General features: G+C 60.2%; 19 protein-coding genes and 1 pseudogene. 8 read left to right on the top strand and 12 right to left on the bottom strand.

All coding sequences use genetic code 11. The features are described 5' to 3' along the window. Nucleotides 1-2: 2 nt before the first annotated feature. The 9 genes from bamA to rpsB form a co-directional block, all read right to left on the bottom strand. Complete coding sequence (gene bamA / locus ACYP2A_RS24320; protein WP_459748489.1) at nt 3-2,393, bottom strand: outer membrane protein assembly factor BamA; 2,391 nt, start codon at nt 2,391-2,393, stop codon at nt 3-5. A 72-nt stretch (nt 2,394-2,465) separates the two neighbouring features. Beyond that, nucleotides 2,466-3,818: a sigma E protease regulator RseP gene (rseP, locus tag ACYP2A_RS24315; RefSeq protein WP_459748488.1), complete on the bottom strand. Its 1,353-nt coding sequence runs from the start codon at nt 3,816-3,818 to the stop codon at nt 2,466-2,468. 92 nt (nt 3,819-3,910) lie between these two features. Next, the gene (ispC, locus tag ACYP2A_RS24310) at nt 3,911-5,101 is read right to left on the bottom strand and encodes a 1-deoxy-D-xylulose-5-phosphate reductoisomerase (protein ID WP_459748487.1); all 1,191 of its coding nucleotides are present in this window, start codon (nt 5,099-5,101) and stop codon (nt 3,911-3,913) included. Next, nucleotides 5,098-5,913, bottom strand: a complete 816-nt coding sequence (locus ACYP2A_RS24305) for a phosphatidate cytidylyltransferase (RefSeq protein WP_459748486.1) — start codon at nt 5,911-5,913, stop codon at nt 5,098-5,100. Before ACYP2A_RS24305 ends, ispC begins: the two co-directional genes overlap by 4 nt. Next, nucleotides 5,913-6,668, bottom strand: a complete 756-nt coding sequence (uppS, locus tag ACYP2A_RS24300) for a polyprenyl diphosphate synthase (RefSeq protein WP_459748485.1) — start codon at nt 6,666-6,668, stop codon at nt 5,913-5,915. The genes ACYP2A_RS24305 and uppS overlap by 1 nt, the downstream gene beginning before the upstream one ends. Before the next feature lie 16 nt (nt 6,669-6,684). After that, nucleotides 6,685-7,242: a ribosome recycling factor gene (frr, locus tag ACYP2A_RS24295; RefSeq protein ID WP_459748484.1), complete on the bottom strand. Its 558-nt coding sequence runs from the start codon at nt 7,240-7,242 to the stop codon at nt 6,685-6,687. Beyond that, complete coding sequence (gene pyrH, locus ACYP2A_RS24290) at nt 7,242-7,982, bottom strand: UMP kinase (RefSeq protein WP_056834940.1); 741 nt, start codon at nt 7,980-7,982, stop codon at nt 7,242-7,244. The genes frr and pyrH overlap by 1 nt, the downstream gene beginning before the upstream one ends. A 202-nt stretch (nt 7,983-8,184) precedes the next feature. Continuing rightward, nucleotides 8,185-9,054 (bottom strand): translation elongation factor Ts, encoded by an 870-nt coding sequence (tsf, locus tag ACYP2A_RS24285; protein ID WP_459748483.1) that lies wholly within the window; start codon nt 9,052-9,054, stop codon nt 8,185-8,187. 189 nt (nt 9,055-9,243) lie between these two features. Beyond that, nucleotides 9,244-9,984 carry a 30S ribosomal protein S2 gene (gene rpsB / locus ACYP2A_RS24280; protein ID WP_459748482.1) on the bottom strand — a complete coding sequence of 247 codons (741 nt, stop codon included), beginning with the start codon at nt 9,982-9,984 and terminating at the stop codon, nt 9,244-9,246. 301 nt (nt 9,985-10,285) lie between these two features. Between rpsB and map the strand changes: the two genes are divergently transcribed. The 4 genes from map to ACYP2A_RS24260 all read left to right on the top strand — a co-directional run bounded on the left by map (nt 10,286) and on the right by ACYP2A_RS24260 (nt 16,059). Beyond that, nucleotides 10,286-11,071 (top strand): type I methionyl aminopeptidase, encoded by a 786-nt coding sequence (gene map, locus ACYP2A_RS24275; protein ID WP_459748481.1) that lies wholly within the window; start codon nt 10,286-10,288, stop codon nt 11,069-11,071. A 46-nt stretch (nt 11,072-11,117) separates the two neighbouring features. Further along, nucleotides 11,118-13,814, top strand: a complete 2,697-nt coding sequence (locus ACYP2A_RS24270) for a [protein-PII] uridylyltransferase (RefSeq protein ID WP_459748480.1) — start codon at nt 11,118-11,120, stop codon at nt 13,812-13,814. A gap of 54 nt (nt 13,815-13,868) precedes the next feature. Continuing rightward, the gene (gene dapC, locus ACYP2A_RS24265) at nt 13,869-15,062 is read left to right on the top strand and encodes a succinyldiaminopimelate transaminase (RefSeq protein ID WP_459748479.1); all 1,194 of its coding nucleotides are present in this window, start codon (nt 13,869-13,871) and stop codon (nt 15,060-15,062) included. Nucleotides 15,063-15,237: 175 nt separating this feature from the next. Further along, nucleotides 15,238-16,059 (top strand): matrixin family metalloprotease, encoded by an 822-nt coding sequence (locus ACYP2A_RS24260; protein ID WP_459748478.1) that lies wholly within the window; start codon nt 15,238-15,240, stop codon nt 16,057-16,059. A gap of 312 nt (nt 16,060-16,371) precedes the next feature. Here the strand turns inward: ACYP2A_RS24260 and ACYP2A_RS24255 are convergent. Together ACYP2A_RS24255 and ACYP2A_RS24250 are read right to left on the bottom strand one after the other, a co-directional pair. After that, a pseudogene (locus tag ACYP2A_RS24255) lies at nt 16,372-16,473 on the bottom strand (IS110 family transposase); the annotation flags it as partial. A gap of 230 nt (nt 16,474-16,703) precedes the next feature. Beyond that, entirely contained in the window at nt 16,704-17,210 is a 507-nt protein-coding gene (locus ACYP2A_RS24250; RefSeq protein WP_459748477.1) for a hypothetical protein, read from the bottom strand. Nucleotides 17,211-17,533: 323 nt separating this feature from the next. On the opposite strand from ACYP2A_RS24250, the gene ACYP2A_RS24245 reads away from it, so the two are divergent. The 4 genes from ACYP2A_RS24245 to ACYP2A_RS24230 all read left to right on the top strand — a co-directional run bounded on the left by ACYP2A_RS24245 (nt 17,534) and on the right by ACYP2A_RS24230 (nt 20,665). After that, nucleotides 17,534-17,905 carry an ArsC family reductase gene (locus ACYP2A_RS24245; protein WP_459748476.1) on the top strand — a complete coding sequence of 124 codons (372 nt, stop codon included), beginning with the start codon at nt 17,534-17,536 and terminating at the stop codon, nt 17,903-17,905. A 43-nt stretch (nt 17,906-17,948) separates the two neighbouring features. After that, nucleotides 17,949-18,983, top strand: coding sequence for a 2,3,4,5-tetrahydropyridine-2,6-dicarboxylate N-succinyltransferase (gene dapD, locus ACYP2A_RS24240; RefSeq protein WP_459748475.1), 1,035 nt, complete (start codon nt 17,949-17,951; stop codon nt 18,981-18,983). 72 nt (nt 18,984-19,055) lie between these two features. Beyond that, nucleotides 19,056-20,261, top strand: coding sequence for an aminotransferase class V-fold PLP-dependent enzyme (locus ACYP2A_RS24235; RefSeq protein WP_459748474.1), 1,206 nt, complete (start codon nt 19,056-19,058; stop codon nt 20,259-20,261). Next, a complete protein-coding gene (locus ACYP2A_RS24230; RefSeq protein ID WP_459748473.1) occupies nt 20,258-20,665 on the top strand; it encodes a SufE family protein in 408 nt (135 codons plus the stop codon). Before ACYP2A_RS24235 ends, ACYP2A_RS24230 begins: the two co-directional genes overlap by 4 nt. On the opposite strand, the gene tcdA is transcribed toward ACYP2A_RS24230, so the two are convergent. Next, on the bottom strand, nt 20,656-21,477 hold the full coding sequence (gene tcdA, locus ACYP2A_RS24225) for a tRNA cyclic N6-threonylcarbamoyladenosine(37) synthase TcdA (protein WP_459748472.1): 822 nt from the start codon (nt 21,475-21,477) through the stop codon (nt 20,656-20,658). The genes ACYP2A_RS24230 and tcdA overlap by 10 nt on opposite strands. Between the last annotated feature and the right edge of the window lie 127 nt (nt 21,478-21,604).

Below are 21,604 nucleotides of genomic sequence, written 5' to 3'. Positions count from 1 at the left end.
CCTTAGAAGGTCTGGCCCAGAGAGAATTGGAACACTTGGGTTTCCGAATCGTTGTCCGGCTTCTTGATCGGCATCGCCAGAGCAAAGCTCAGCGGGCCGAGCGCGGTGATCCAGGTCACGCCAACGCCAACGGAACTTGCCATGCCGGAGAAGTCGACACCGTTACATTCGACTTTTTCGCCTGTACCGGTCCTTGTTTTGGACTCGCAGTTGGTATCGAAGACGTTACCCACGTCCCAGAACAGGGAGGTACGCAGGGAACGCTGGTCCTTGATGAATGGCAGCGGGAACATCAGCTCTACACCACCTTGCACCAGTGCGTTGCCGCCAAATGGCAGCGGATCCTGGTCCGGATCACGCAAGGTGCCAGGCCGTCCGTTTGGATCATCAGCACCTTTACTTGGCGTGCTGCGAGGACCTAGCGTACTGTCCTTGAAGCCACGTACCGAGTTGAAACCGCCGGCGTAGTAATTCTCATAGAACGGCAGGCCGCTGGTCGAACCATAACCATCACCAAAGCCCAGCTCGGTATGCAAGCGCAGGGTATAGGTGTCGTTGATCGGGTAGAAGTACTGGCCACGGTAGTCGACCTTGAAGAACGACAGATCGCTGCCCGGCAGTGTCGCTTCGGCCACCAGGCTTTGCGAGTGACCACGGGTCGCCAGTACACCTTTGTTCAGGGTCGACTCGGACCAGCCGATCGAGCCCTTGAAGTTGGTGAAGTTGCTGCCTTCCTTGTCGATGAAGTCGAAGATTTCATCAACGGTGTAGGTGCCGGTCTTGATCTTGTCCTGCTGTACGTTCAGGCCGTAGGTCAGGCGCGCGGTTTCGCTGATCGGGTAGCCCAGGCTGATGCCGGCACCCATGCTGTCCACGGCGTAGCTGGCCACGTCGACGTCGAGGTCATCGTAGTCGGTGGTGCGGTAGAACGCGTTGTAACCCAGGCTCACACCGTCCGGCGTGTAGTACGGATCGACATAGCTGAAGTTGTAGCGAGTCTGGTATTCGCTACGGGTCAGGCCGATGCTGACCTTGTTACCGGTACCCAGGAAGTTGTTCTGGCTGATCGAACCACCGAGGATCAGGCCGGCGCTTTGCGCAAAACCAACGCTGGCGGTGATGGAACCGGAAGCCTGTTCTTCAACAGCATAGTTCACGTCGACCTGGTCGTCGGTGCCCGGCACGGCCGGTGTTTCGACGTTGACTTCCTTGAAGAAGCCCAGACGGTCAAGACGCACTTTCGACTGGTCGATCAGGTAGGTCGAAGCCCAACCGCCTTCCATCTGGCGCATTTCGCGACGCAGCACTTCGTCGGCCGACTTGGTGTTGCCACGGAAGTTGATGCGGTTGACGTACGCGCGCTTGCCCGGATCGACTACAAAAGTGATATCGACGGTACGGTCTTCGGCGTTCGGAGTCGGCACGCCGTTGACGTTGGCGAAGGTATAGCCTTCGTTACCCAGACGACGGGTGATCAGTTCGGACGTGGTGGTCATGATCTTGCGCGAGAACACCTGGCCAGGCTGCACCAGCAACAGGGACTCGACCTGATCTTCAGGCACTTTCAGGTCGCCGCTGAGCTTGACCGACTTGACGTTGTACTTGTCGCCCTCGTTGACGTTGACCGTGATGTACACGCTCTTCTTGTCAGGGGTGATCGAAACCTGGGTAGAGGCGATATCCATGTTGATATAGCCGCGGTCCAGGTAGTAGGAACGCAGACGCTCAAGGTCGCCGGACAGTTTTTCACGGGCGTACTTGTCGTCGTTCTTGAAGAACGACAGCCAGTTGGTGGTCTTGAGCTCGAACAGGTCAACCAGTTCCTGCTCCTGGAAGACGGTGTTGCCCACCACGTTGATGTGCTGGATGGCAGCGACGGTGCCTTCGTTGATATCGATCTTCAGGCCTACGCGGTTGCGTGGCTGGGGAACGACTTCGGCTTTCACTTCAGCGGAATAACGGCCCTGGGCAACGTACTGGCGTTGCAGCTCGTTACGCACACCCTCAAGGGTCGCGCGCTGGAAGATCTCGCCTTCGGCCAGACCGGACTGCTTCAGTCCCTTCATCAGGTCTTCGGTCGAGATCGCCTTGTTGCCTTCGATCTCGATGCTGGCGACCGATGGACGCTCGACGACGGTGATGACCAGAACGTTACCTTCACGCCCCAGCTGGATGTCCTGGAAGAACCCGGTTTTGAACAACGCACGAGTGGCTTCGACCAGACGACCATCGTCCGCGCTCTCGCCAACGTTGAGCGGCAAGGCGCCAAAGACGCTGCCGGCGGAAACCCGCTGCAGGCCATTGACACGGATATCGGAGATAGTGAAGGACTCGGCGTGAACTTCAGCGATCATCAGTACGGCAAGAGCCGCAGTTAGCAGCAGACGTTTCATGAAGTCCTTTATTCCAACTGGCAATAAACAAACTGCCGCCTCAGGCGGCAGATTCGCAATGGAGCGAAGCTTTTAGAGTCGACCCAGATCGTTGACCAGTGCGAGCAACATGACGCCCACTACCAGACTGATACCAATCTGAACCCCCCAACCCTGTACCTTTTCCGAAAGAGGACGCCCACGGGCCCATTCGATCAGATAAAACAGCAAATGCCCCCCATCCAGCACCGGAATGGGCAGCAAATTGAGAACCCCCAGGCTTATGCTCAGATAAGCCAGAAAATTCAGGAAGTCACCCACGCCCGACTGGGCTGAAGCGCCCGCCACTTTAGCAATGGTTATCGGTCCACTCAAGTTTTTTACCGAGAGCTCCCCGAACAACATTTTCTTCAGCGATTCAAGGGTCAGCACACTCATGGTCCAGGTACGCCTGAAGCCTTCGGCGACTGCCTCCAGCGGCCCGTAGCTGACCTCTCGAAGCATCTCGGCCGGCCACTCGCCACCTTTGACCCCAGCGCCCAGGTAACCGGTTGCCGCCTCGCCCTCGCCCCGCGCCGCCAGCGTCAACGGCACAACCACCTGCGCGCCGTCGCGCTCAAGGGTGACAGAAACTCGTGCTTCGGGCCGCTCGCGCACCCAGTCGACCACCTGCTGCCACTCATTCAGCGGCTGAGCATCAAGCGCAACCAGCCGATCACCGGTCTTGAGGCCGGCAGCTTGCGCAGGGCCTTTCGGATCGAGCTCGGCGAGCACCGGCGGCAAGGCCGGACGCCAGGGCTGGATACCCAGCGAGCGGATCGGGTCCGGCTCTTCGGCACCCTTGAGCCAGTCCTTGAGTACCAGTTGATGCGCGCTGTCGACACTGGCGCCCGGCTCGCGCACGCTCACATTGACGATGCCGCTCTCGCCCAGACGGCGAACCAGCTGCAGATTGACCGCCGACCAGCCGACGGTCGGCTTGCCATCGACAGCAACGATTTCCTGACCTGCAACAAGACCTGCCTGCTGCGCAATACTGTCTGGCGCCACCGTGCCGATCACCGGCTTGACCTGCTGACTGCCGAGCATCGCCAACAACCAGAAAAACACGATTGCCAACAGAAAGTTGGCAATTGGCCCTGCCGCAACAATGGCAATGCGCTGATAAACAGTCTTGCGATTGAACGACTGCTCTGCCATTTCAGCCGGCACATGCCCTTCACGCTCGTCGAGCATCTTGACGTAGCCGCCCAGCGGAATGGCCGCCACCACAAATTCGGTACCCTGCCTGTCATGCCAGCGCACCAGCGGTGTGCCGAAGCCCACTGAAAACCGCAATACCTTGACGCCACAGCGGCGTGCCACCCAGAAGTGGCCGAACTCGTGGAACGTCACCAGTACACCCAGGGCCACCAGGGTCCCGAGAATCATATATAACGCGCTCATTTATCTTCTCCGGGGACCGGCTTTCTGGCCGGCATGCCAATCATTGCAGGCCACAGGACTGCCCCTGACGCATCACCCGATCATCCATGGTTTTATCGTGCATGCCGCTCGAGCCATTGCCCGGCCAGCACCCTCGCCCTCGCATCCATCGCGAACACGGTCTCCAGCTCATTGACCACCACCACCGGCTCGCTCTCCAGCACCGATTCGATCAGGCTGGCGATGTGCAGATAACCGATACGCCCTTCAAGAAAGGCTGCCACCGCCACCTCATTGGCCGCATTGAGCATGGCCGGCGCACTGCCGCCGGCCTCTGCTGCCTGACGCGCCAGGCGCAGACAAGGGAAACGCTGTTCGTCCGGCGCCTGGAAGTCCAGTTGACCGATACGAAACAGATCCAGCGGCGCAACACCCGAGTCGATACGCGCAGGCCACGCCAGGGCATTGGCAATCGGCGTACGCATATCGGGATTGCCAAGCTGGGCCAACACCGAGCCATCGACATAATCCACCAGCGAGTGGATCACACTTTGCGGATGGATGACCACCTCGACCTGATCGGGACGCGCATCGAACAGCCAGCAGGCCTCGATCAGCTCCAGACCCTTGTTCATCATGGTCGCCGAATCGACCGAGATCTTGCGCCCCATCGACCACACCGGATGCGCACAGGCCTGCTCGGGCGTGACTGCCTGAAGTTGCTCCAGAGGCGTCTGCCGGAAAGGACCGCCAGAGGCCGTCAACAAGATACGCCGCACACCGACGGCGCCCAGACCACGGGCAAAATCCTGCGGCAGGCACTGAAAAATCGCATTGTGTTCGCTGTCGATCGGCAGCAGTACAGCGCCGCTTTTGCGCACTGCCTGCATGAATAGCGCGCCGGACATGACCAGTGCTTCCTTGTTGGCCAGCAATACTTTCTTGCCGGCCTCGACCGCTGCCAGGGTCGGACGCAGACCGGCCGCACCGACGATAGCCGCCATGACCGCATCGACCTCAGGGTGAGCGGCCACTTCACACAGACCGCCCTCCCCCACCAGCACCCGAGCGTCAAGCCCGGCACCGAGCAGTTGACCCTGCAAACGGCTGGCAGCCTCGAGCGTCGGCACCACGGCAAAACGTGGCCGGTACACGACACACAGCTCAAAAAGCTTGTCCAGGCGCGCGAAACCGGTCAGGGCGAATACCTGATAAAGATCGGGGTGACGAGCGATGACATCCAGGGTGCTCAGGCCGATGGAGCCTGTAGCCCCCAGCACGGTGATCTGTTGCGGCGTACTCACATGACACCCCAATCAGCGGCCCACAGCAGCACCGCAAACACCGGAATGGCCGCCGTCAGGCTATCGATACGGTCCAGTACGCCGCCGTGACCGGGCAGCAGGTTACTGCTGTCCTTGACCCCGGACTGGCGCTTGAACATGCTTTCGGTCAGGTCGCCGACCACGGAAATCACCACCACCGCCGCCGCCGCCAGAAGCCCTGCAACGAACTGGCCGAACGACCAGTCGCGCATCACTCCGACCACAAAGGTAATCGCCAGGCTGACGGCCAGACCGCCATAGACGCCTTCCCAGCTTTTGCCGGGACTGACCCTCGGCGCCAGCTTGCGCTTGCCTAGGGCCTTGCCGGTAAAGTAGGCACCGATATCGGCCGCCCAGACCAGCACCATCACCGACAGGATCAGCCAGTTACCCAAAGGCCATTGCTTGATCAGCACCAGACCTTGCCAGGCGGGTAACAGAATCAGCAGGCCGATCGCCAGCTTGCACACTGCGCTCGCCCAATGATCGCTGGAAGCCGGAAAGGTCAGGACCAGCCAGGTCGCGAGCAACCACCAGATGACCGCTGCGGTCAGCACCCAAGGCGCCAGCCCCGGCAGCAAGTACAGCAGAAACAGCAACACAGCGACGGTCGCTGCATAAGCGATGCGCATCGACTGACTGGCAAAGCCGGCCAGGCGCGCCCATTCCCAACCACCCAGAACGACCACCAGACCGATGAACAAGGCAAAGCTTGCCCCCTTGAGCAGGAAGAAGCCGCACAAGGCAATCGGCAACAGGATAAGGGCAGTGATAATCCGTTGTTTGAGCATCAGGCGCGGGCTCCGGCTTCTATCTGTTCGCTGGTCTTACCGAAGCGACGTTGACGTGAAGCGAAATCGGCCAGCGCTGCGCGCATGGCGTCGTGTTTGAAGTCCGGCCAGAAAAGGTCGGAGAAATACAGCTCGGCGTAAGCCAGTTGCCAAAGCAGGAAGTTGCTGATGCGGCGCTCGCCACCGGTACGAATACACAGGTCCGGCAACGGCAGATCGCCGGTGGACAGGCAAGCCTGCAGCAACCCCGGTGTAATGTCTTCGGGCTGCATATGCCCGGCCTGCACCTCACGCGCCAGACGCTGGGCAGCCTGGGCAATATCCCACTGACCACCGTAATTGGCAGCGATCTGCAGAATGAACCGGTCATTACCGGCCGTACGCTGCTCGGCATCGCGCATCGCAGCCTGCAGCTCAGGATGAAAGCGCGAGCGATCACCGATGATCCGCAGCGAAATATCGTTTTCGTTGAGGCGCCGCGTTTCACGCCGCAAGGCGCTCAGAAACAGCTCCATCAATGCGCCGACTTCTTCGGCAGGCCGCTGCCAGTTCTCGCTCGAGAAGGCGAACAGGGTCAGCACCTCGACCTTGGCCTCGGCACACACCTCGATCACCGCACGCACCGCATCCACGCCCGCCTTGTGCCCGGCGACACCGGGCAGCAGGCGTTTCTTCGCCCAGCGATTGTTACCATCCATGATAATCGCGACGTGTCGCGGCACTGAAGACAGTGCCGCTTGCTTGGTCTTTTCCATGAAAACGCCCCGAGCCTTACACGGCCATCAGGTCGGCTTCTTTCTGCTTAACAGCCACTTCGATGTCTGCCACGAACTTGTCAGTCAGCTTCTGGATGTCGTCAGCCGCACGACGCTCTTCGTCTTCACTGATTTCCTTTTCCTTGACCAGATCCTTGTACTGGCTCAAGGCATCGCGACGGATGTTGCGCACGGCAACACGAGCGTCCTCAGCGGCATCGCGCGCCTGCTTGGTGAAGCCCTTGCGGGTTTCCTCGGTCAGGGCCGGCATCGAGATCAGCAGCAGCTCACCCAGGTTGGTCGGGTTCAGGTTCAGACCCGCATTCATGATGGCCTTGTCGACGGCACCGAGCATGTTGCGCTCGAATGCAACCACTTGCAGGGTACGAGCGTCCTTGACGGTGACGTTAGCCACTTGCCGGATCGGTGTGTCGGCGCCGTAATACGGCACCATCACCCCTTCAAGGATGTCCGGGTGCGCCTTGCCGGTGCGGATGCGACCAAATGCATGAGCCAGGGACTCCAGGCTTTTCTGCATGCGGACCTGAGCATCCTTCTTGATTTCATTGATCATTATTGAACTTCCTCGATCAGGGTTCCTTCAGCGCCACCGTGCACGATATTGAGCAGGGCGCCAGGCTTGTTCATGTTGAAGACGCGCAACGGCATCTTGTGGTCGCGACACAGGCAGATAGCAGTCAGATCCATGACGCCCAGCTTGCGATCCAGCACTTCATCGTAAGTCAGATGATCGAACTTCTCGGCATTGGGGTCTTTGAACGGATCGGCGGTGTAGACGCCATCGACCTTGGTCGCCTTGAGGACAACGTCGGCATCGATTTCGATGGCTCGCAGACAGGCAGCCGAATCGGTGGTGAAAAACGGGTTGCCGGTGCCGGCAGCGAAGATGACCACTTCCTTGGCACTCAGATGGCGCATGGCTTTGCGACGATCGTAGTGATCGGTCACACCCACCATGGAAATGGCAGACATCACGATGGCGGTGATATTGGCACGCTCCAGCGCATCGCGCATGGCCAGCGCGTTCATCACCGTGGCAAGCATGCCCATGTGATCGCCGGTGACCCGGTCCATGCCGGCAGCACTCAGGGCTGCACCGCGGAACAGGTTGCCGCCACCGATGACCAGGCCGACCTGAACACCGATACCTACCAGCTGACCCACCTCAAGCGCCATGCGATCAAGCACTTTGGGGTCGATCCCGAACTCTTCGGAGCCCATCAGGGCCTCGCCGCTAAGCTTGAGTAGAATGCGTTTATAGCGAGCCTGGTGACCACTGCTCTGCTGAGCCATTGCGAATCTCTCCTGCGGCGTTACTTGATAATGAAATCCGTGCAGGCACCAAGGCCTGCGTCAACTCTAGTCCGGCACCACGCAGGCGCCAGAAAATGCTGCCTTGCAGACTGCTTTTGCGAGAAAAAATTCCCTTTCTTTCTTTGACAAAGAGGCCGCGCGCGTAAGCGGGCAGCCTCTTTGGCAGACGTGTGAAACCGTCTTACTTCTTGCTGGCAGCTACTTGAGCAGCCACTTCTTCAGCGAAGTTGTCGACCGGCTTCTCGATGCCTTCGCCCACTTTGAAGTAGGTGAAAGAAACGATTTCGGCGCCGGCTTTCTTGGCCAGTTCGCCGACCTTGATTTCAGGGTTCTTGACGAACGCCTGCTCGACCAGGCTGGCTTCGGCCAGGAACTTGGCGATACGGCCTTTGACCATGTTCTCGACGATGTTTTCCGGCTTGCCGGCAATCTTGTCGGCGTTCAGTTGCAGGAAGACACCCTTCTCGCGCTCGATCGCTTCAGCCGAAACTTCCGACGGCAGCAGGAACTCAGGGTTGCTGGCAGCAGCGTGCATGGCGATGTCTTTGGCCAGCTCGGCGTCACCGCCTTTGAGGACCACGACCACACCGATCTTGTTACCGTGCAGGTAAGCGTTGACCACGTCACCCTCAACACGCGCCAGACGACGGATGTTGACGTTCTCGCCGACCTTGGCAACCAGAGCCTGACGCTCGGCTTCTTGAGCTTCGATCAGCACGGCGACGTCGGTAACCTTGTCGGCGTAGGCTTTTTCGATGCTGCTGGTGACGAAGTTCTTGAAGTCGTCCTGCAGAGCCAGGAAGTCGGTCTGCGAGTTGACTTCAATGATGACCGCAGCTTTGCCGTCTTCGGCAACCTTGACACCGATCGCGCCTTCGGCAGCGATGTTGCCGGCTTTCTTGGCAGCCTTGATGGCGCCGGAAGCACGCATGTCGTCGATTGCTTTTTCGATGTCGCCGCCGGCCTTGGTCAGGGCCTTCTTGCAATCCATCATGCCTTCGCCGGTACGCTCGCGCAGTTCTTTGACCAGCGCTGCAGTAATCTCTGCCATTTCAAAATCCTCTTGGAAAGGTCTTAAACCAAACCACCCGACTCGCGGGTGTTCAAATTCTTGGAAAACCATCGTGGCAGTCACAGATGACAAGCAGACCACGACCTGACAGCACGATGTTTCCCGAGGTGGCAAAAAGGGGGCCTAGCCCCCTTTTTGCGCACTGAGTCAACGCCTGGCGTTGGTTACTCAGCCTTCTACGGCAGCAGCCGGAGCTTCTTCAACGTAGACTTCGGTACCACTAGCAACGTTGTTGCGACCACGGATGACGGCGTCAGCCATCGAACCCATGTACAGCTGAACGGCGCGAATGGCGTCGTCGTTACCTGGAATCACGTAATCAACGCCTTCCGGGCTGCTGTTGGTATCGACGATGCCGATAACCGGGATACCCAGCTTGTTGGCTTCGGTGATTGCAATGCGCTCGTGATCAACATCGATAACGAACAGGGCATCAGGCAGGCCGCCCATGTCCTTGATACCACCCAGGCTGCGATCCAGTTTTTCCAGATCACGGGTGCGCATCAGCGCTTCTTTCTTGGTCAGCTTGGCGAAAGTACCATCTTCAGCCTGAACTTCCAGATCACGCAGGCGTTTGATCGACTGACGGATGGTCTTGAAGTTGGTCAGCATGCCGCCCAACCAGCGATGGTCGACGTACGGCGAACCGCAACGTGCTGCTTCTTCAGCAACGATCTTGCCTACGGAACGCTTGGTGCCGACGAACAGGATCTTGTTTTTGCCCGAAGCCAGGCGCTCAACGAAAGTCAGGGCTTCGTTGAACAGTGGCAGGGTTTTTTCGAGGTTGATGATGTGAATCTTGTTGCGCGCGCCGAAAATGTACTTGCCCATTTTCGGGTTCCAGTAACGGGTCTGGTGGCCGAAGTGCACACCGGCCTTCAGCATATCGCGCATATTGACTTGGGACATGATAGTTCCTTGATAAGTCGGGTTAGGCCTCCACGCATCCCAATGACCAACCAGAGGCATTGCCCAAGGCACCCAGGTCATCGTGTCGATACGTGTGTGGGTTTATGCTCTGCAGGCTAGCCCTGCAAAGCGGCGCACTTTATATCACAAAAGCCTGACAAACAAAACCGCCCGATGCGCCCGCCTTTCACAACCCGCAGCAACCTGCCCGCAAGCCCATCGCCACTGCCCGCCCGGCGGTCTGGTAGAATCGCCGTTTTCCGTATTTTCAAGCCGCACGCGGCTTCCTGAGAGAGCCTGTATGACCATCAGCATCAAAAACCACGAAGACATCGAAAAGATGCGGATCGCCGGCCGCCTGGCCGCCGATGTACTGGACATGATCGAACCCTATGTGAAGCCCGGCGTCACCACCGACGAGTTGAACACCCTGTGCCACGACTACATCGTCAATGTGCAGCAGGCCATCCCGGCGCCGCTCAACTATAAAAGCTTCCCCAAGTCGATCTGCACCTCGATCAACCAGGTGGTGTGCCACGGCATCCCCAGTGACAAGAAGCTCAAGAAAGGCGATGCGCTGAACATCGACATCACCGTCATCAAGGACGGCTACTACGGCGACACCAGCAAGATGTTCCACGTGGGCGAGGTGGCGCCATGGGTTGAACGCCTGTCGCGCATCACTCAGGAATGCCTCTATAAAGGCATCGAAGTGGTACGCCCCGGCGCACGTCTGGGCGACATTGGCGCGGTGATCCAGCAGCACGCCGAGAAAAACGGCTTTTCGGTGGTGCGCGACTTCTGCGGCCACGGCATCGGCAAGGTCTTTCACGAAGAACCACAGGTGCTTCATTATGGCGTGGCCGGCACCGGCCTCGAGCTGGTCGAGGGCATGACCTTCACCATCGAGCCGATGATCAACCAGGGCCGCGCCGACACCAAAGTGCTGGGCGATGGCTGGACCGCCGTGACCAAGGACCACAAACTGTCGGCCCAGTGGGAACACACCCTGCTGGTGACCGCCACCGGCTATGAAATCTTCACCTTGCGCGCCGACGACACCATCGCGCGCACCAACGCAGGTTAATACACGTCGTTTATTTGCCGACAACCCCAGAAGGAAAGCAGTTGCCATGCCGCAGGTGGATCCTGATTTGTTCGATCGCGGCCAGTTCCAGGCCGAACTGGCCTTGAAGGCCAGCCCTATTGCCGCCTTCAAGAAAGCCATCCGTCATGCACGCGATGTCCTCGACGAGCGTTTTCGCTCAGGCCGGGACATCCGCCGCCTGATCGAAGACCGCGCCTGGTTCGTCGACAACATCCTGCAGCAGGCCTGGAGCCAGTTCGACTGGAGCCAGCAGGCCGACATCGCCCTGCTGGCCGTTGGCGGCTACGGGCGTGGCGAGCTGCATCCCTACTCGGACATCGACCTGCTGATCCTGCTCGACAACGACGATCACGAGCTGTTTCGCGATTCCATCGAGCGCTTCCTGACCCTGCTCTGGGACATCGGCCTGGAAGTCGGACAAAGCGTGCGCTCGGTCAACGAGTGCGCCATCGAGGCGCAGGCCGACCTGACGGTGATCACCAACCTGATGGAAAGCCGGACCATTTCCGGTCCCGAGCCGCTGCGCCAGCGCATGCTCGAAGTCACCAGCACGCAGCACATGTGGCCGAGCAAGGACTTCTTTCTGGCCAAGCGCGCCGAACAGCGCGCCCGGCACCACAAATACAACGACACCGAATACAACCTGGAGCCCAACGTCAAAGGCTCGCCGGGCGGCCTGCGCGACATCCAGACCATCCTCTGGGTCGCCCGCCGTCAGTACGGTACCCTGAACCTGCACGCACTGGCCGGTGAAGGCTTTTTACTCGAAAGCGAAAACAACCTGCTGGCCTCCTCCCAGGAGTTTCTCTGGAAGGTACGCTACGCCTTGCACATGCTCGCCGGCCGCGCCGAAGACCGGCTGCTGTTCGATCACCAGCGCACCATCGCCGCCTTGCTGGGCTATCAGGACAGCGACGCCAAGCGCGCCATCGAACGCTTCATGCAGAAGTACTACCGCGTGGTCATGAGCATCGCCCAGCTGAGCGACCTGATCATTCAGCATTTTGAAGAAGTGATTCTCAGCGACGATGACGGCAGCACCCAGCCGATCAACTCACGCTTTCAGCTTCATGATGGCTACATAGAAGCGACCAACCCCAACGTCTTCAAGCGTACCCCGTTCGCCATCATCGAAATCTTCGTGTTGATGGCCCAGCGCCCGGAAATCAAGGGTGTGCGCGCCAACACCATTCGCCTGTTGCGCGAGCACCGGCACCTGATCAACGACGACTTCCGCAACGATATCCGCAACACCAGCCTGTTCATCGAGCTGTTCAAGTGCGAAATCGGCATCCACCGCAACCTGCGGCGCATGAACCGCTACGGCATTCTGGGCCTGTACCTGCCGGAATTCGGCCATATCGTCGGGCAGATGCAGCACGACCTGTTCCACATCTACACCGTGGATGCGCACACGCTTAACCTGATCAAGCACCTGCGCAAACTGCAGTACACCGAGGTGTCGGAGAAATTCCCGCTGGCCAGCAAGATCATGGCCCGCCTGCCCAAGCCCGAGCTGATCTACCTGGCAGGGCTGTACCACGACATCGGCAAGGGCCGCGGCGGCGATCACTCGGAATTGGGCGCGGTGGATGCCCAGGCCTTCGGCGACCGCCATCAATTGCCCAAGTGGGACACGCGACTGATCGTCTGGCTGGTCAGCCACCACCTGGTAATGTCGACCACCGCGCAGCGCAAGGACCTCTCCGACCCGCAGGTAATTCATGACTTTGCCCTGTTCGTCGGCGACGAAGTGCACCTGGATTATCTGTACGTCCTGACCGTGGCCGACATCAACGCGACCAACCCGACGCTGTGGAACTCCTGGCGTGCCAGCCTGCTGCGCCAGCTCTACACCGAGACCAAGCGTGCGTTGCGTCGCGGCCTAGAAAACCCGGTTGACCGCGAAGAGCAGATCCGCCGCACGCAAACCGCCGCCCTGGACATTCTGGTGCGCAACGGCACCGATCCGGACGATGTCGAGCAGTTGTGGTCGGGGCTGGGCGATGACTATTTCCTGCGCCACACCGCAGGCGACGTCGCCTGGCACAGCGATGCGATCCTCCAGCAGCCGGCCGACGGCGGCCCGCTGGTACTGATCAAGGAAACCACCCAGCGCGAATTCGAAGGCGCCACGCAGATCTTCGTCTACGCCCCGGACCAGCACGACTTCTTCGCCGTGACCGTGGCCGCCATGGACCAGTTGAACCTCAACATTCACGATGCCCGGATCATTACCTCCAGCAGCCGCTTCACCCTGGACACCTATGTGGTGCTCGACAGCGACGGCGGCTCGATCGGCAACAACCCCGAGCGTATCGAAGAAATCCGTCGCGGCCTGACCGAAGCGCTGCGCAACCCCGACGACTACCCGACCATCATCAAACGCCGGGTACCGCGCCAGCTCAAGCATTTTGCCTTCGCCCCGCAGGTCACGATCCACAACGACGCACAGCGCCCGGTGACCGTACTGGAACTGCTGGCGCCGGACCGCCCGGGCCTGCTGGCGCGAATCGGCAAGATCTTCCTGGAGTTCGACCTGTCACTGCAGAACGCCAAGATCGCCACCCTTGGCGAGCGGGTCGAGGACGTGTTTTTCATCACCGACGCCCATAACCAGCCGCTGTCCGACCCGCAACTGTGCCTGCGCCTGCAAGAAGCAATCGCCGAACAATTGAGCGTCACCAGCGAGCCGACGGCGGGCTTTCGCCTCAGCATCTGATTCGATGGCGCCCGCATGACGGGCGCCTGCACTTTGCCTTGGGACATTTGCACCATGAACAACGCCATGCAACTGCTTCAGCCCTACCCGTTCGAGAAGCTGCGCGCCCTGCTCGGCAGCGTGACGCCCAACCCCGACAAACGCCCGATTGCCCTGTCGATCGGCGAACCCAAGCACAGGTCACCTGCGTTCGTTGCCAAGGCCCTGGCCGACAGCCTCGACCAGATGGCCGTGTACCCGACCACCCTGGGCATCCCGGCCCTGCGCGAAGCCATCGGCCACTGGTGCGAGCGGCGCTTTGGCGTGCCCGAAGGCTGGATTGATCCTGCGCACAACGTGCTGCCGGTCAACGGCACCCGCGAAGCCCTGTTCGCCTTTACCCAGACCGTGGTCAACCGTGAAGACAAGGGTCTTGTGGTCAGCCCGAACCCGTTCTACCAGATCTACGAAGGCGCAGCCCTGCTTGCCGGCGCTCAGCCGCACTACCTGCCATGCCTGAGCGAAAACGGCTTCAACCCCGATTTCGACGCAGTATCGCCAGACGTCTGGCAGCGCTGCCAGATTCTGTTCCTGTGCTCGCCGGGCAACCCGACCGGCGCGCTGGTGCCGCTTGAAACCCTGAAAAAACTGATCGCCCTGGCCGACCAATACGATTTCGTCATTGCCAGCGACGAGTGCTACAGCGAGCTGTACTTCGACGAAGACACCCCGCCACCGGGCCTGCTGACCGCCTGTGCGGAGCTGGGCCGCGAGGACTTCAAACGCTGCGTGGTCTTTCACAGCCTGTCCAAGCGCTCCAACCTGCCCGGCCTGCGCTCGGGCTTTGTCGCCGGCGACGCCGAGATTCTCAAGGCATTCCTGCTGTACCGCACCTACCACGGCTGCGCGATGCCAGTACAAACCCAGCTGGCCAGCGTCGCGGCCTGGAACGACGAAGCTCACGTGCTCGCCAACCGCGACCTGTACCGCGAGAAATTCGATGCCGTGCTGGACATCCTCGGCCCTGTACTCGATGTGCAACGCCCCGATGGCAGCTTCTACCTGTGGCCCGATGTGGGTGGCGACGATGCGGCCTTCTGCCGTGATCTGTATGTCGAACAGCACGTGACCGTGGTTCCCGGCTCGTACCTGTCGCGTGAAGTCGATGGTTTCAACCCCGGCGCCGGCCGTGTGCGCCTGGCGCTGGTCGCACCACTGGCCGAGTGCATCGAAGCCGCCGAGCGGATTCGCGCTTTCGTCACCCGCTGATCCGTGCGCTGCTGCCCGCCTGCCGGGCAGCAGCCTCATGCAATAGCTATATATACCACCGGCAACCTGCCGCCTGGCCTTACCTTCGTCGCTCGTCGCAACACCTGCTCACATCAGGTTACGCACTCCCACACGAACGAAACGAGCCGCCCACCCGGCGCTCAGCGAGGCCTTCATGTTCCACTCAACCCCACTCGACCGGCGCCTGCTGCTGCGTTGCTCCCTGCGCGAAGCCGATGACTATCACGCAGCCTATAGCGCCGCAATCAAGGAAAACCCGGGCAATGCCGCCATTACCCCCACCTACGAAAGCGACTATGAAACCGAAGACAGCCGCCAGCCACGCCTGCTGATCGCTTTCAATAAATACTGGGCACGCGGGCGCACCCTGAAAATCCTGTTTCTGAAAGACCCGCCCGCCGTCCTCACCCAACCGATCATCGACGCCGCACGCCAGTGGCTGGTGCATGCCAACCTCAAATTCGAATTCGTCACCAGTGGCCCCAGCGACATCCGCATCGGCTTCAACGAGCACCTGAACTGGAGCGAGCTGGGCACCGATGCGTTGCTGATCCCTCAGGACCAGCCAACCATGGAGTTCAACGCCCATGAACTGTTCGACGCCAAAATCAACGCCCTGCCGGAACTGCCGCGCATCGTGCTGCACGAGTTCGGTCACGCGCTGGGCGCGGTGCACGAACACCAGCACCCCAAGGCCAACATTCCCTGGAACCAGCCGCTGCTCACCAGCCTGCTCACGCAGGCGGGCTACACCGAAGCGCTGATCCACAAGAACTTTCTCGAACACTACGAAGCCGCCGACTTTCAGTATTCGGCCTACGACCGCGACTCGGTCATGCACTTCGACATCCCCAATGCCCTGACGCTGGGCGATTTCGAGGTGATCAACACCGGTAAAACGCTGAGTGAAGGCGACATTCGCATGATGAAGTTTGTCTATCCGGATAGAGGCAATTCGAAGTACGGCGGGGATTGAGGTTTGAGTACATGACTGAGTGATATCACATGCACAAAAATCTATGGTCACCCTCATTTTTGCAATACTGATTAACGGGTGTTGTGGTCGGCTTGCTTAAATCTATCCGGCCTCTGTTTGGGGCATGCCCCAGCGCCACGATGAGAGTCGCGCCTGACGATCCTTAAGCCCGTCGGTTTTTGCAGCCAATTTTTGCGTCAGGATCTTCGTCAGGCCGGTGTGCCGCTCACATCATCTGTTGTTCAGCTATCGCAAAACCTGAAGGTGAATCGTGGTACTGCAACAACCGCAGGGTCAGGCGTTCAAGGCGCCTGACCCTGACTTGCGAAAGACCTCGCGGCCCGACTTATCCTGGCCGTGCAGGTGGACAGTATGTTTGCCGAGATAGATACCCATCAGCGCCGACTCGATCATGATGATGGCCTCCGAAAACAAAACACCCTGTGAAAGCGTAGCCCTCACAGGGTGTTGGGAGTGACCATCTCATTAGAAGACTGGCGCAATGGCCGGGCTTTCAGAAAATCAGAGTTTATTGTGGGCTGAACGACACACGCCGGACTCTTCCGGCTTCTTTTGCGGCTTTATAGGCAGCCAACGCTGCATTCAGTCGTTCGGCTTTGCTGACTTGTACGTCTTTCTTGGCGTCAGACGAGCGCATAACCTTTACCCTCGAGGACTGTGTGCACACCAAAACCTAGCTGGCCTTGATACTTTTTGAGCAAGCGACCGTAGTATGCGGCAAGTTTTGGCCTGTCAACAAGAGCCACCATGACGAGTCCTCGTACATCTCGATGACTACGAAGCATCCATGTAGACTGAAAAATCCCTCGGCCTAACGCCATAGACTGACCGTAGCTCAGGCTGGATAAATCATCCCAGTCTTCAGGAGAGGTAAAGTCTGGCGCCCCTCCATCAAAATCTCGGCGAAGCGCAAACTTCAGCTCGTAACAATTGAGCGGGAGGGCCTTTCCGAGCTCTCGCTCGATCATGCCTTGCTCTGCGAAGAAACCAGCGTCGATCGGCACATAGAGAACACCGTACTCAATATTGTCAACGCGGATGGTGTGGATCAGGGCTTGATGACCGTCATCAGTCATAAGGTCCATCTCCTCATACCCATCATCTAGCCACAGCTCAGCCACTTCGCTCATTCCAGTCCATTTTAGCGGCTCGAATCCAACAAAAGCCCGGCACATTCACTGGCCGGACTTTCTCTGTTTGAGCGCTCACCTGATCACGCTCAAAACCGCAGGGGCGGAACCTAACCGGTCACTTGGGGGCCGTCAAGCGACACGCCAAAGCAACAGCTCCCGCCATTCAAGCGATGGCTATCGTGTCATACAGCCCCTGTATTGAATTCCTACACCCCGCTGTGCCCCGATTGTCCGACAGATGTCGAGACGAGCCGGGCACAGCGGCGTTTGCCATGGCATAATCCCCGGCTGTTTTCAGCGATGCATGGGAAGTTCTGGCAATGGGAAATACCACCAACGGCAGCAACATCATTCGTCTATACGGCATCAAAGCCTGTGACACGATGAAAAAGGCCCGTACATGGCTCGATGAACATGCCGTGAGCCATGAGTTTCATGATTACAAGACCCAGGGCATCGACCGTGAACACCTGACGCAGTGGTGTGACGAACACGGTTGGCAAGTGGTCCTGAACCGCGCCGGTACGACATTTCGCAAGCTTGACGAGGCACAGAAAGCCGACCTCGACCAGGCAAAGGCTGTCGAACTGATGCTGGCGCAACCGTCGATGATCAAGCGCCCGGTGCTCGATCTCGGCGAACGAACCCTGATTGGCTTCAAACCAGAATTGTATGCGGCGGCGTTGCAGTAAGCCCAAGCGCTACTGACACCCCCGATCACCAAGAGGAATCTGCATGTCCACCACCCTGTTCAGCCTGGCCTTCGGCGTCGGCACTCAAAACCGTCAAGGCACCTGGCTGGAAGTGTTCTACGCACAACCGCTGATCAATCCGTCGGCCGAACTGGTCGCTGCCGTTTCCCCGCTGCTGGGCTACACCGGCGGCAACCAGGCGATCACCTTCAGCACCGACCTGGCCTCGAAACTGGCCGATGCACTCAAGTCGGTCGATGCCGCTCAAGCCGCGTTGCTGACCCGCCTGGCCGAGAGCCACAAGCCGCTGGTCGCCACCCTGCTGGCCGAAGACGCTGCCCTGACCTCGACACCCGAGGCGTATCTGAAGCTGCACCTGCTGTCGCACCGCCTGGCCAAGCCGCACGGCCTGAGCCTGGCCGGCATCTTCCCGCTGCTGCCGAACGTGGCCTGGACCAGCGCCGGCGCCGTCGACCTGGCGGAACTGGCCGAGCGTCAACTCGAAGCACGCCTGAAGGGCGAACTGCTGGAAGTCTTCTCGGTCGACAAATTCCCGAAAATGACCGACTACGTGGTGCCGAGCGGCGTGCGTATCGCTGACAGCGCACGTGTACGCCTGGGTGCCTACATCGGCGAAGGCACCACCGTCATGCACGAAGGTTTCGTCAACTTCAACGGCGGCACCGAAGGCCCGGGCATGATCGAAGGCCGCGTTTCGGCGGGCGTATTCGTCGGCAAGGGCTCGGACCTGGGCGGCGGCTGCTCGACCATGGGCACCCTGTCTGGCGGCGGCAACATCGTCATCAAGGTCGGTGAAGGCTGCCTGATCGGCGCCAACGCCGGTATCGGCATTCCGCTGGGCGACCGCAACACTGTCGAGTCGGGCCTGTATGTCACCGCCGGCACCAAGGTTGCACTGCTCGACGAAAACAACGAGCTGGTACGCATCGTCAAGGCCCGCGACCTGGCCGGCCAGCCCGACCTGCTGTTCCGTCGCAACTCGCAGACCGGCGCCGTGGAATGCAAGACCCACAAGTCGGCCATCGAGCTGAACGAAGCACTGCACGCTCACAACTGATGTTGTCGGTGGCACCTTGCCTGCGGCTTGAGCCCGCAGGCCAGGTGCCAACTGACCGAGCTGGATGGACCAATGCCCCTCATTTCTCCCTGGCGCGCGGACTTTCCTGCCCTCGACGCTCTGCAACGGCAAGGCCAGACCTATCTGGACAGTGCCGCTACCACGCAAAAGCCAAGGGCATTGCTCGATGCCCTGAATCACTATTACTTGAGCGGCGCCGCCAATGTGCACCGCGCCCAGCATTTGCCCGGCGCGCATGCCACCCAGGCGTTCGAAGCTTCGCGGCATACGATCGGCCAATGGCTCAATGCCGGTGAATCCGGGCAGATCATCTTCACCCACGGCGCTACCTCGGCCCTGAATTTGCTGGCCTACGGTCTGCAAGAGCGCTTTGCCGAGGGCGACGAGATCGTCATCAGCGCCCTGGAACATCACGCCAACCTGCTGCCCTGGCAACAACTGGCGCGCCGTCGCAACCTGCGTTTGGTCGTACTGCCGCTGGACAGCACAGGCCTGATCGATCTGGACGCCGCCGCCACCCTGATCGGCCCGCGTACCCGTTTACTGGCGGTCAGCCAGCTCTCCAATGTGCTTGGCGCCTGGCAGCCGCTGACCCGCCTGCTGGCACTGGCCCGTGCGCAAGGCGCGCTGACCGTGGTCGACGGTGCACAGGGTGTGGTCCATGGCCGTCACGATGTGCAGACGCTGGGCTGCGATTTTTATGTGTTCTCCAGCCACAAGCTGTATGGCCCCGAAGGGCTGGGCGTGCTGTATGGCCGCCATGAAGCACTGGCGCGGCTCGATCATTGGCAGTTCGGCGGTGAGATGGTGCTGAGCGCCGATTACCACCATGCCGAATTTCGCGCAGCCCCTTTAGGCTTTGAAGCCGGTACGCCGCCGATTGCCAGCGTCATCGGCCTGGGCGCAACCCTTGAATACCTCGGCGGCCTCGATCAACACGCGGTGGCCAATCACGAAGCGCGCCTGCACCAGCGCCTGCTTGAAGGCCTGCTGCAGCGCGAGCAGGTGCGCGTGATCGGCGCGCCGGAGCTGGCGCTGGTCAGTTTCGTGGTCGAAGGCGTGCACCATGCCGATCTGGCGCACCTGCTGACCGAACAAGGGATTGCCGTGCGCGCCGGTCACCATTGCGCGATGCCACTGCTCAAGAGCCTGGGCTTACCGGGTGCAATCCGCGTTTCGCTGGGGCTGTACAACGACTCCGATGACTTGCTGCGCTTCTTCAGCGCGCTGGATCAGGGCCTGGAGCTGTTGGCATGAGCCTGACCGTTGAAGCACAGGCCGCGCTTGAAGCGTTCAGCCAGGCACAAGGCTGGGAGCAACGCGCACGTCTGCTGATGCAGTGGGGTGAACGCCTGCCGGCCTTGAGCGATGCAGAAAAGTCCGACGAACATCGGGTGCATGGCTGCGAAAGTCAGGTCTGGCTGTTGAGTGAGGAACACGACGGCCGCTGGCAGTTTCGCGCCAGCAGCGATGCCCGGCTACTGCGCGGCCTGCTGGCAGTGTTGCTGGTGCGGGTCAACGACCTGCCAGCACAAGCACTGCATCAGGTCGACCTGACCGACTGGTTCGAGCGCCTGGGCTTGAGCCGTCAGCTCTCACCATCGCGCAGCAACGGCCTGAACGCGGTGCTGCAACGCATGCGCGAGCTGGCTCAGGCCTGAGCCGGCTGCGTCTTGACCCGCTCCGAAGGGCGTCGTGCGCCGGCCACCAGTTTGTCTACCGCACGACTGGCCGCGACCATGCCAAAGGTCGCGGTGACCATCATCACCGCGCCAAAGCCGTCGGCGCAGTCCAGCCGAACCCCTTCGCCGACAAAGGTCTTGCTCTGGCACACACTGCCGTCGGGCATCGGGTAACGCAGCTGTTCGCTGGAAAACACACAAGGCACGCTGTAGCTGCGATTGGGGGTGCGTGAAAAGCCGTATGCGCGGCGCAGGGTCGAGCGCACCTTGGCCGCCAGCGGATCGTTGAACGTACGGTTCAGGTCGGCCACCTGAATCTGCGTCGGGTCGACCTGGCCGCCGGCGCCGCCGGTGGTCACCAACGGGATCTTGCGCCGCTTGCACCAGGCGATCAGCGCCGCCTTGGCCTTGACGCTGTCGATGCAGTCGACGACAAAATCGAGCTCGGCAGTGATGTACTCGGCCAGGGTGTCGGCGGTGACGAAATCGGCCACCGCATGCACCACACACCCAGGATTGATGGCCAGAATGCGCTCGGCCATGACCTCGACCTTGGCACGCCCCACCGTACCGTCCAGCGCGTGCAACTGGCGATTGACGTTACTGACACAGACATCGTCCAGATCGAACAGCGAGATCTCGCCGACCCCTGAGCGCGCCAGCGACTCGGCCACCCAGGAACCCACGCCGCCTATACCGATCACCGCAACATGGGCGGCTTGCAGGCGCGCCAGCCCCTCATTGCCGTATAACCGGGCGATACCGGCGAACCGTGGATCTGCTGTACTCATGTGCCTGCCCTCAAAAACCGGCGCGCATTATAAAGCGCCCAACGAATGAAAGCAGTCACTTGTCGAATGGTCGTTGCCACTGATCAGTACAAATCGACAAGACCGGAAGGCAGAAACGCTCTGCGTC

Source organism: Pseudomonas sp. 3A(2025) (genome assembly GCF_054589175.1).
This window is presented reverse-complemented; position numbering and strand designations above follow the sequence as displayed.

Excerpts from the sequence above, each read along its gene's own strand:
- uppS (WP_459748485.1), bottom strand. The coding sequence starts at position 6,668 with ATGGAAAAGACCAAGCAAGCGGCACTGTCTTCAGTGCCGCGACACGTC.
- tcdA (WP_459748472.1), bottom strand. The coding sequence starts at position 21,477 with ATGAGTACAGCAGATCCACGGTTCGCCGGTATCGCCCGGTTATACGGC.
- bamA (WP_459748489.1), bottom strand. The coding sequence starts at position 2,393 with ATGAAACGTCTGCTGCTAACTGCGGCTCTTGCCGTACTGATGATCGCT.
- ACYP2A_RS24305 (WP_459748486.1), bottom strand. The coding sequence starts at position 5,913 with ATGCTCAAACAACGGATTATCACTGCCCTTATCCTGTTGCCGATTGCC.
- frr (WP_459748484.1), bottom strand. The coding sequence starts at position 7,242 with ATGATCAATGAAATCAAGAAGGATGCTCAGGTCCGCATGCAGAAAAGC.
- ACYP2A_RS24250 (WP_459748477.1), bottom strand. The coding sequence starts at position 17,210 with ATGAGCGAAGTGGCTGAGCTGTGGCTAGATGATGGGTATGAGGAGATG.
- ACYP2A_RS24235 (WP_459748474.1), top strand. The coding sequence starts at position 19,056 with ATGCCCCTCATTTCTCCCTGGCGCGCGGACTTTCCTGCCCTCGACGCT.
- ACYP2A_RS24270 (WP_459748480.1), top strand. The coding sequence starts at position 11,118 with ATGCCGCAGGTGGATCCTGATTTGTTCGATCGCGGCCAGTTCCAGGCC.
- rseP (WP_459748488.1), bottom strand. The coding sequence starts at position 3,818 with ATGAGCGCGTTATATATGATTCTCGGGACCCTGGTGGCCCTGGGTGTA.
- rpsB (WP_459748482.1), bottom strand. The coding sequence starts at position 9,984 with ATGTCCCAAGTCAATATGCGCGATATGCTGAAGGCCGGTGTGCACTTC.
- ACYP2A_RS24230 (WP_459748473.1), top strand. The coding sequence starts at position 20,258 with ATGAGCCTGACCGTTGAAGCACAGGCCGCGCTTGAAGCGTTCAGCCAG.
- dapD (WP_459748475.1), top strand. The coding sequence starts at position 17,949 with ATGTCCACCACCCTGTTCAGCCTGGCCTTCGGCGTCGGCACTCAAAAC.
- map (WP_459748481.1), top strand. The coding sequence starts at position 10,286 with ATGACCATCAGCATCAAAAACCACGAAGACATCGAAAAGATGCGGATC.
- pyrH (WP_056834940.1), bottom strand. The coding sequence starts at position 7,982 with ATGGCTCAGCAGAGCAGTGGTCACCAGGCTCGCTATAAACGCATTCTA.
- dapC (WP_459748479.1), top strand. The coding sequence starts at position 13,869 with ATGAACAACGCCATGCAACTGCTTCAGCCCTACCCGTTCGAGAAGCTG.
- ACYP2A_RS24260 (WP_459748478.1), top strand. The coding sequence starts at position 15,238 with ATGTTCCACTCAACCCCACTCGACCGGCGCCTGCTGCTGCGTTGCTCC.
- tsf (WP_459748483.1), bottom strand. The coding sequence starts at position 9,054 with ATGGCAGAGATTACTGCAGCGCTGGTCAAAGAACTGCGCGAGCGTACC.
- ACYP2A_RS24245 (WP_459748476.1), top strand. The coding sequence starts at position 17,534 with ATGGGAAATACCACCAACGGCAGCAACATCATTCGTCTATACGGCATC.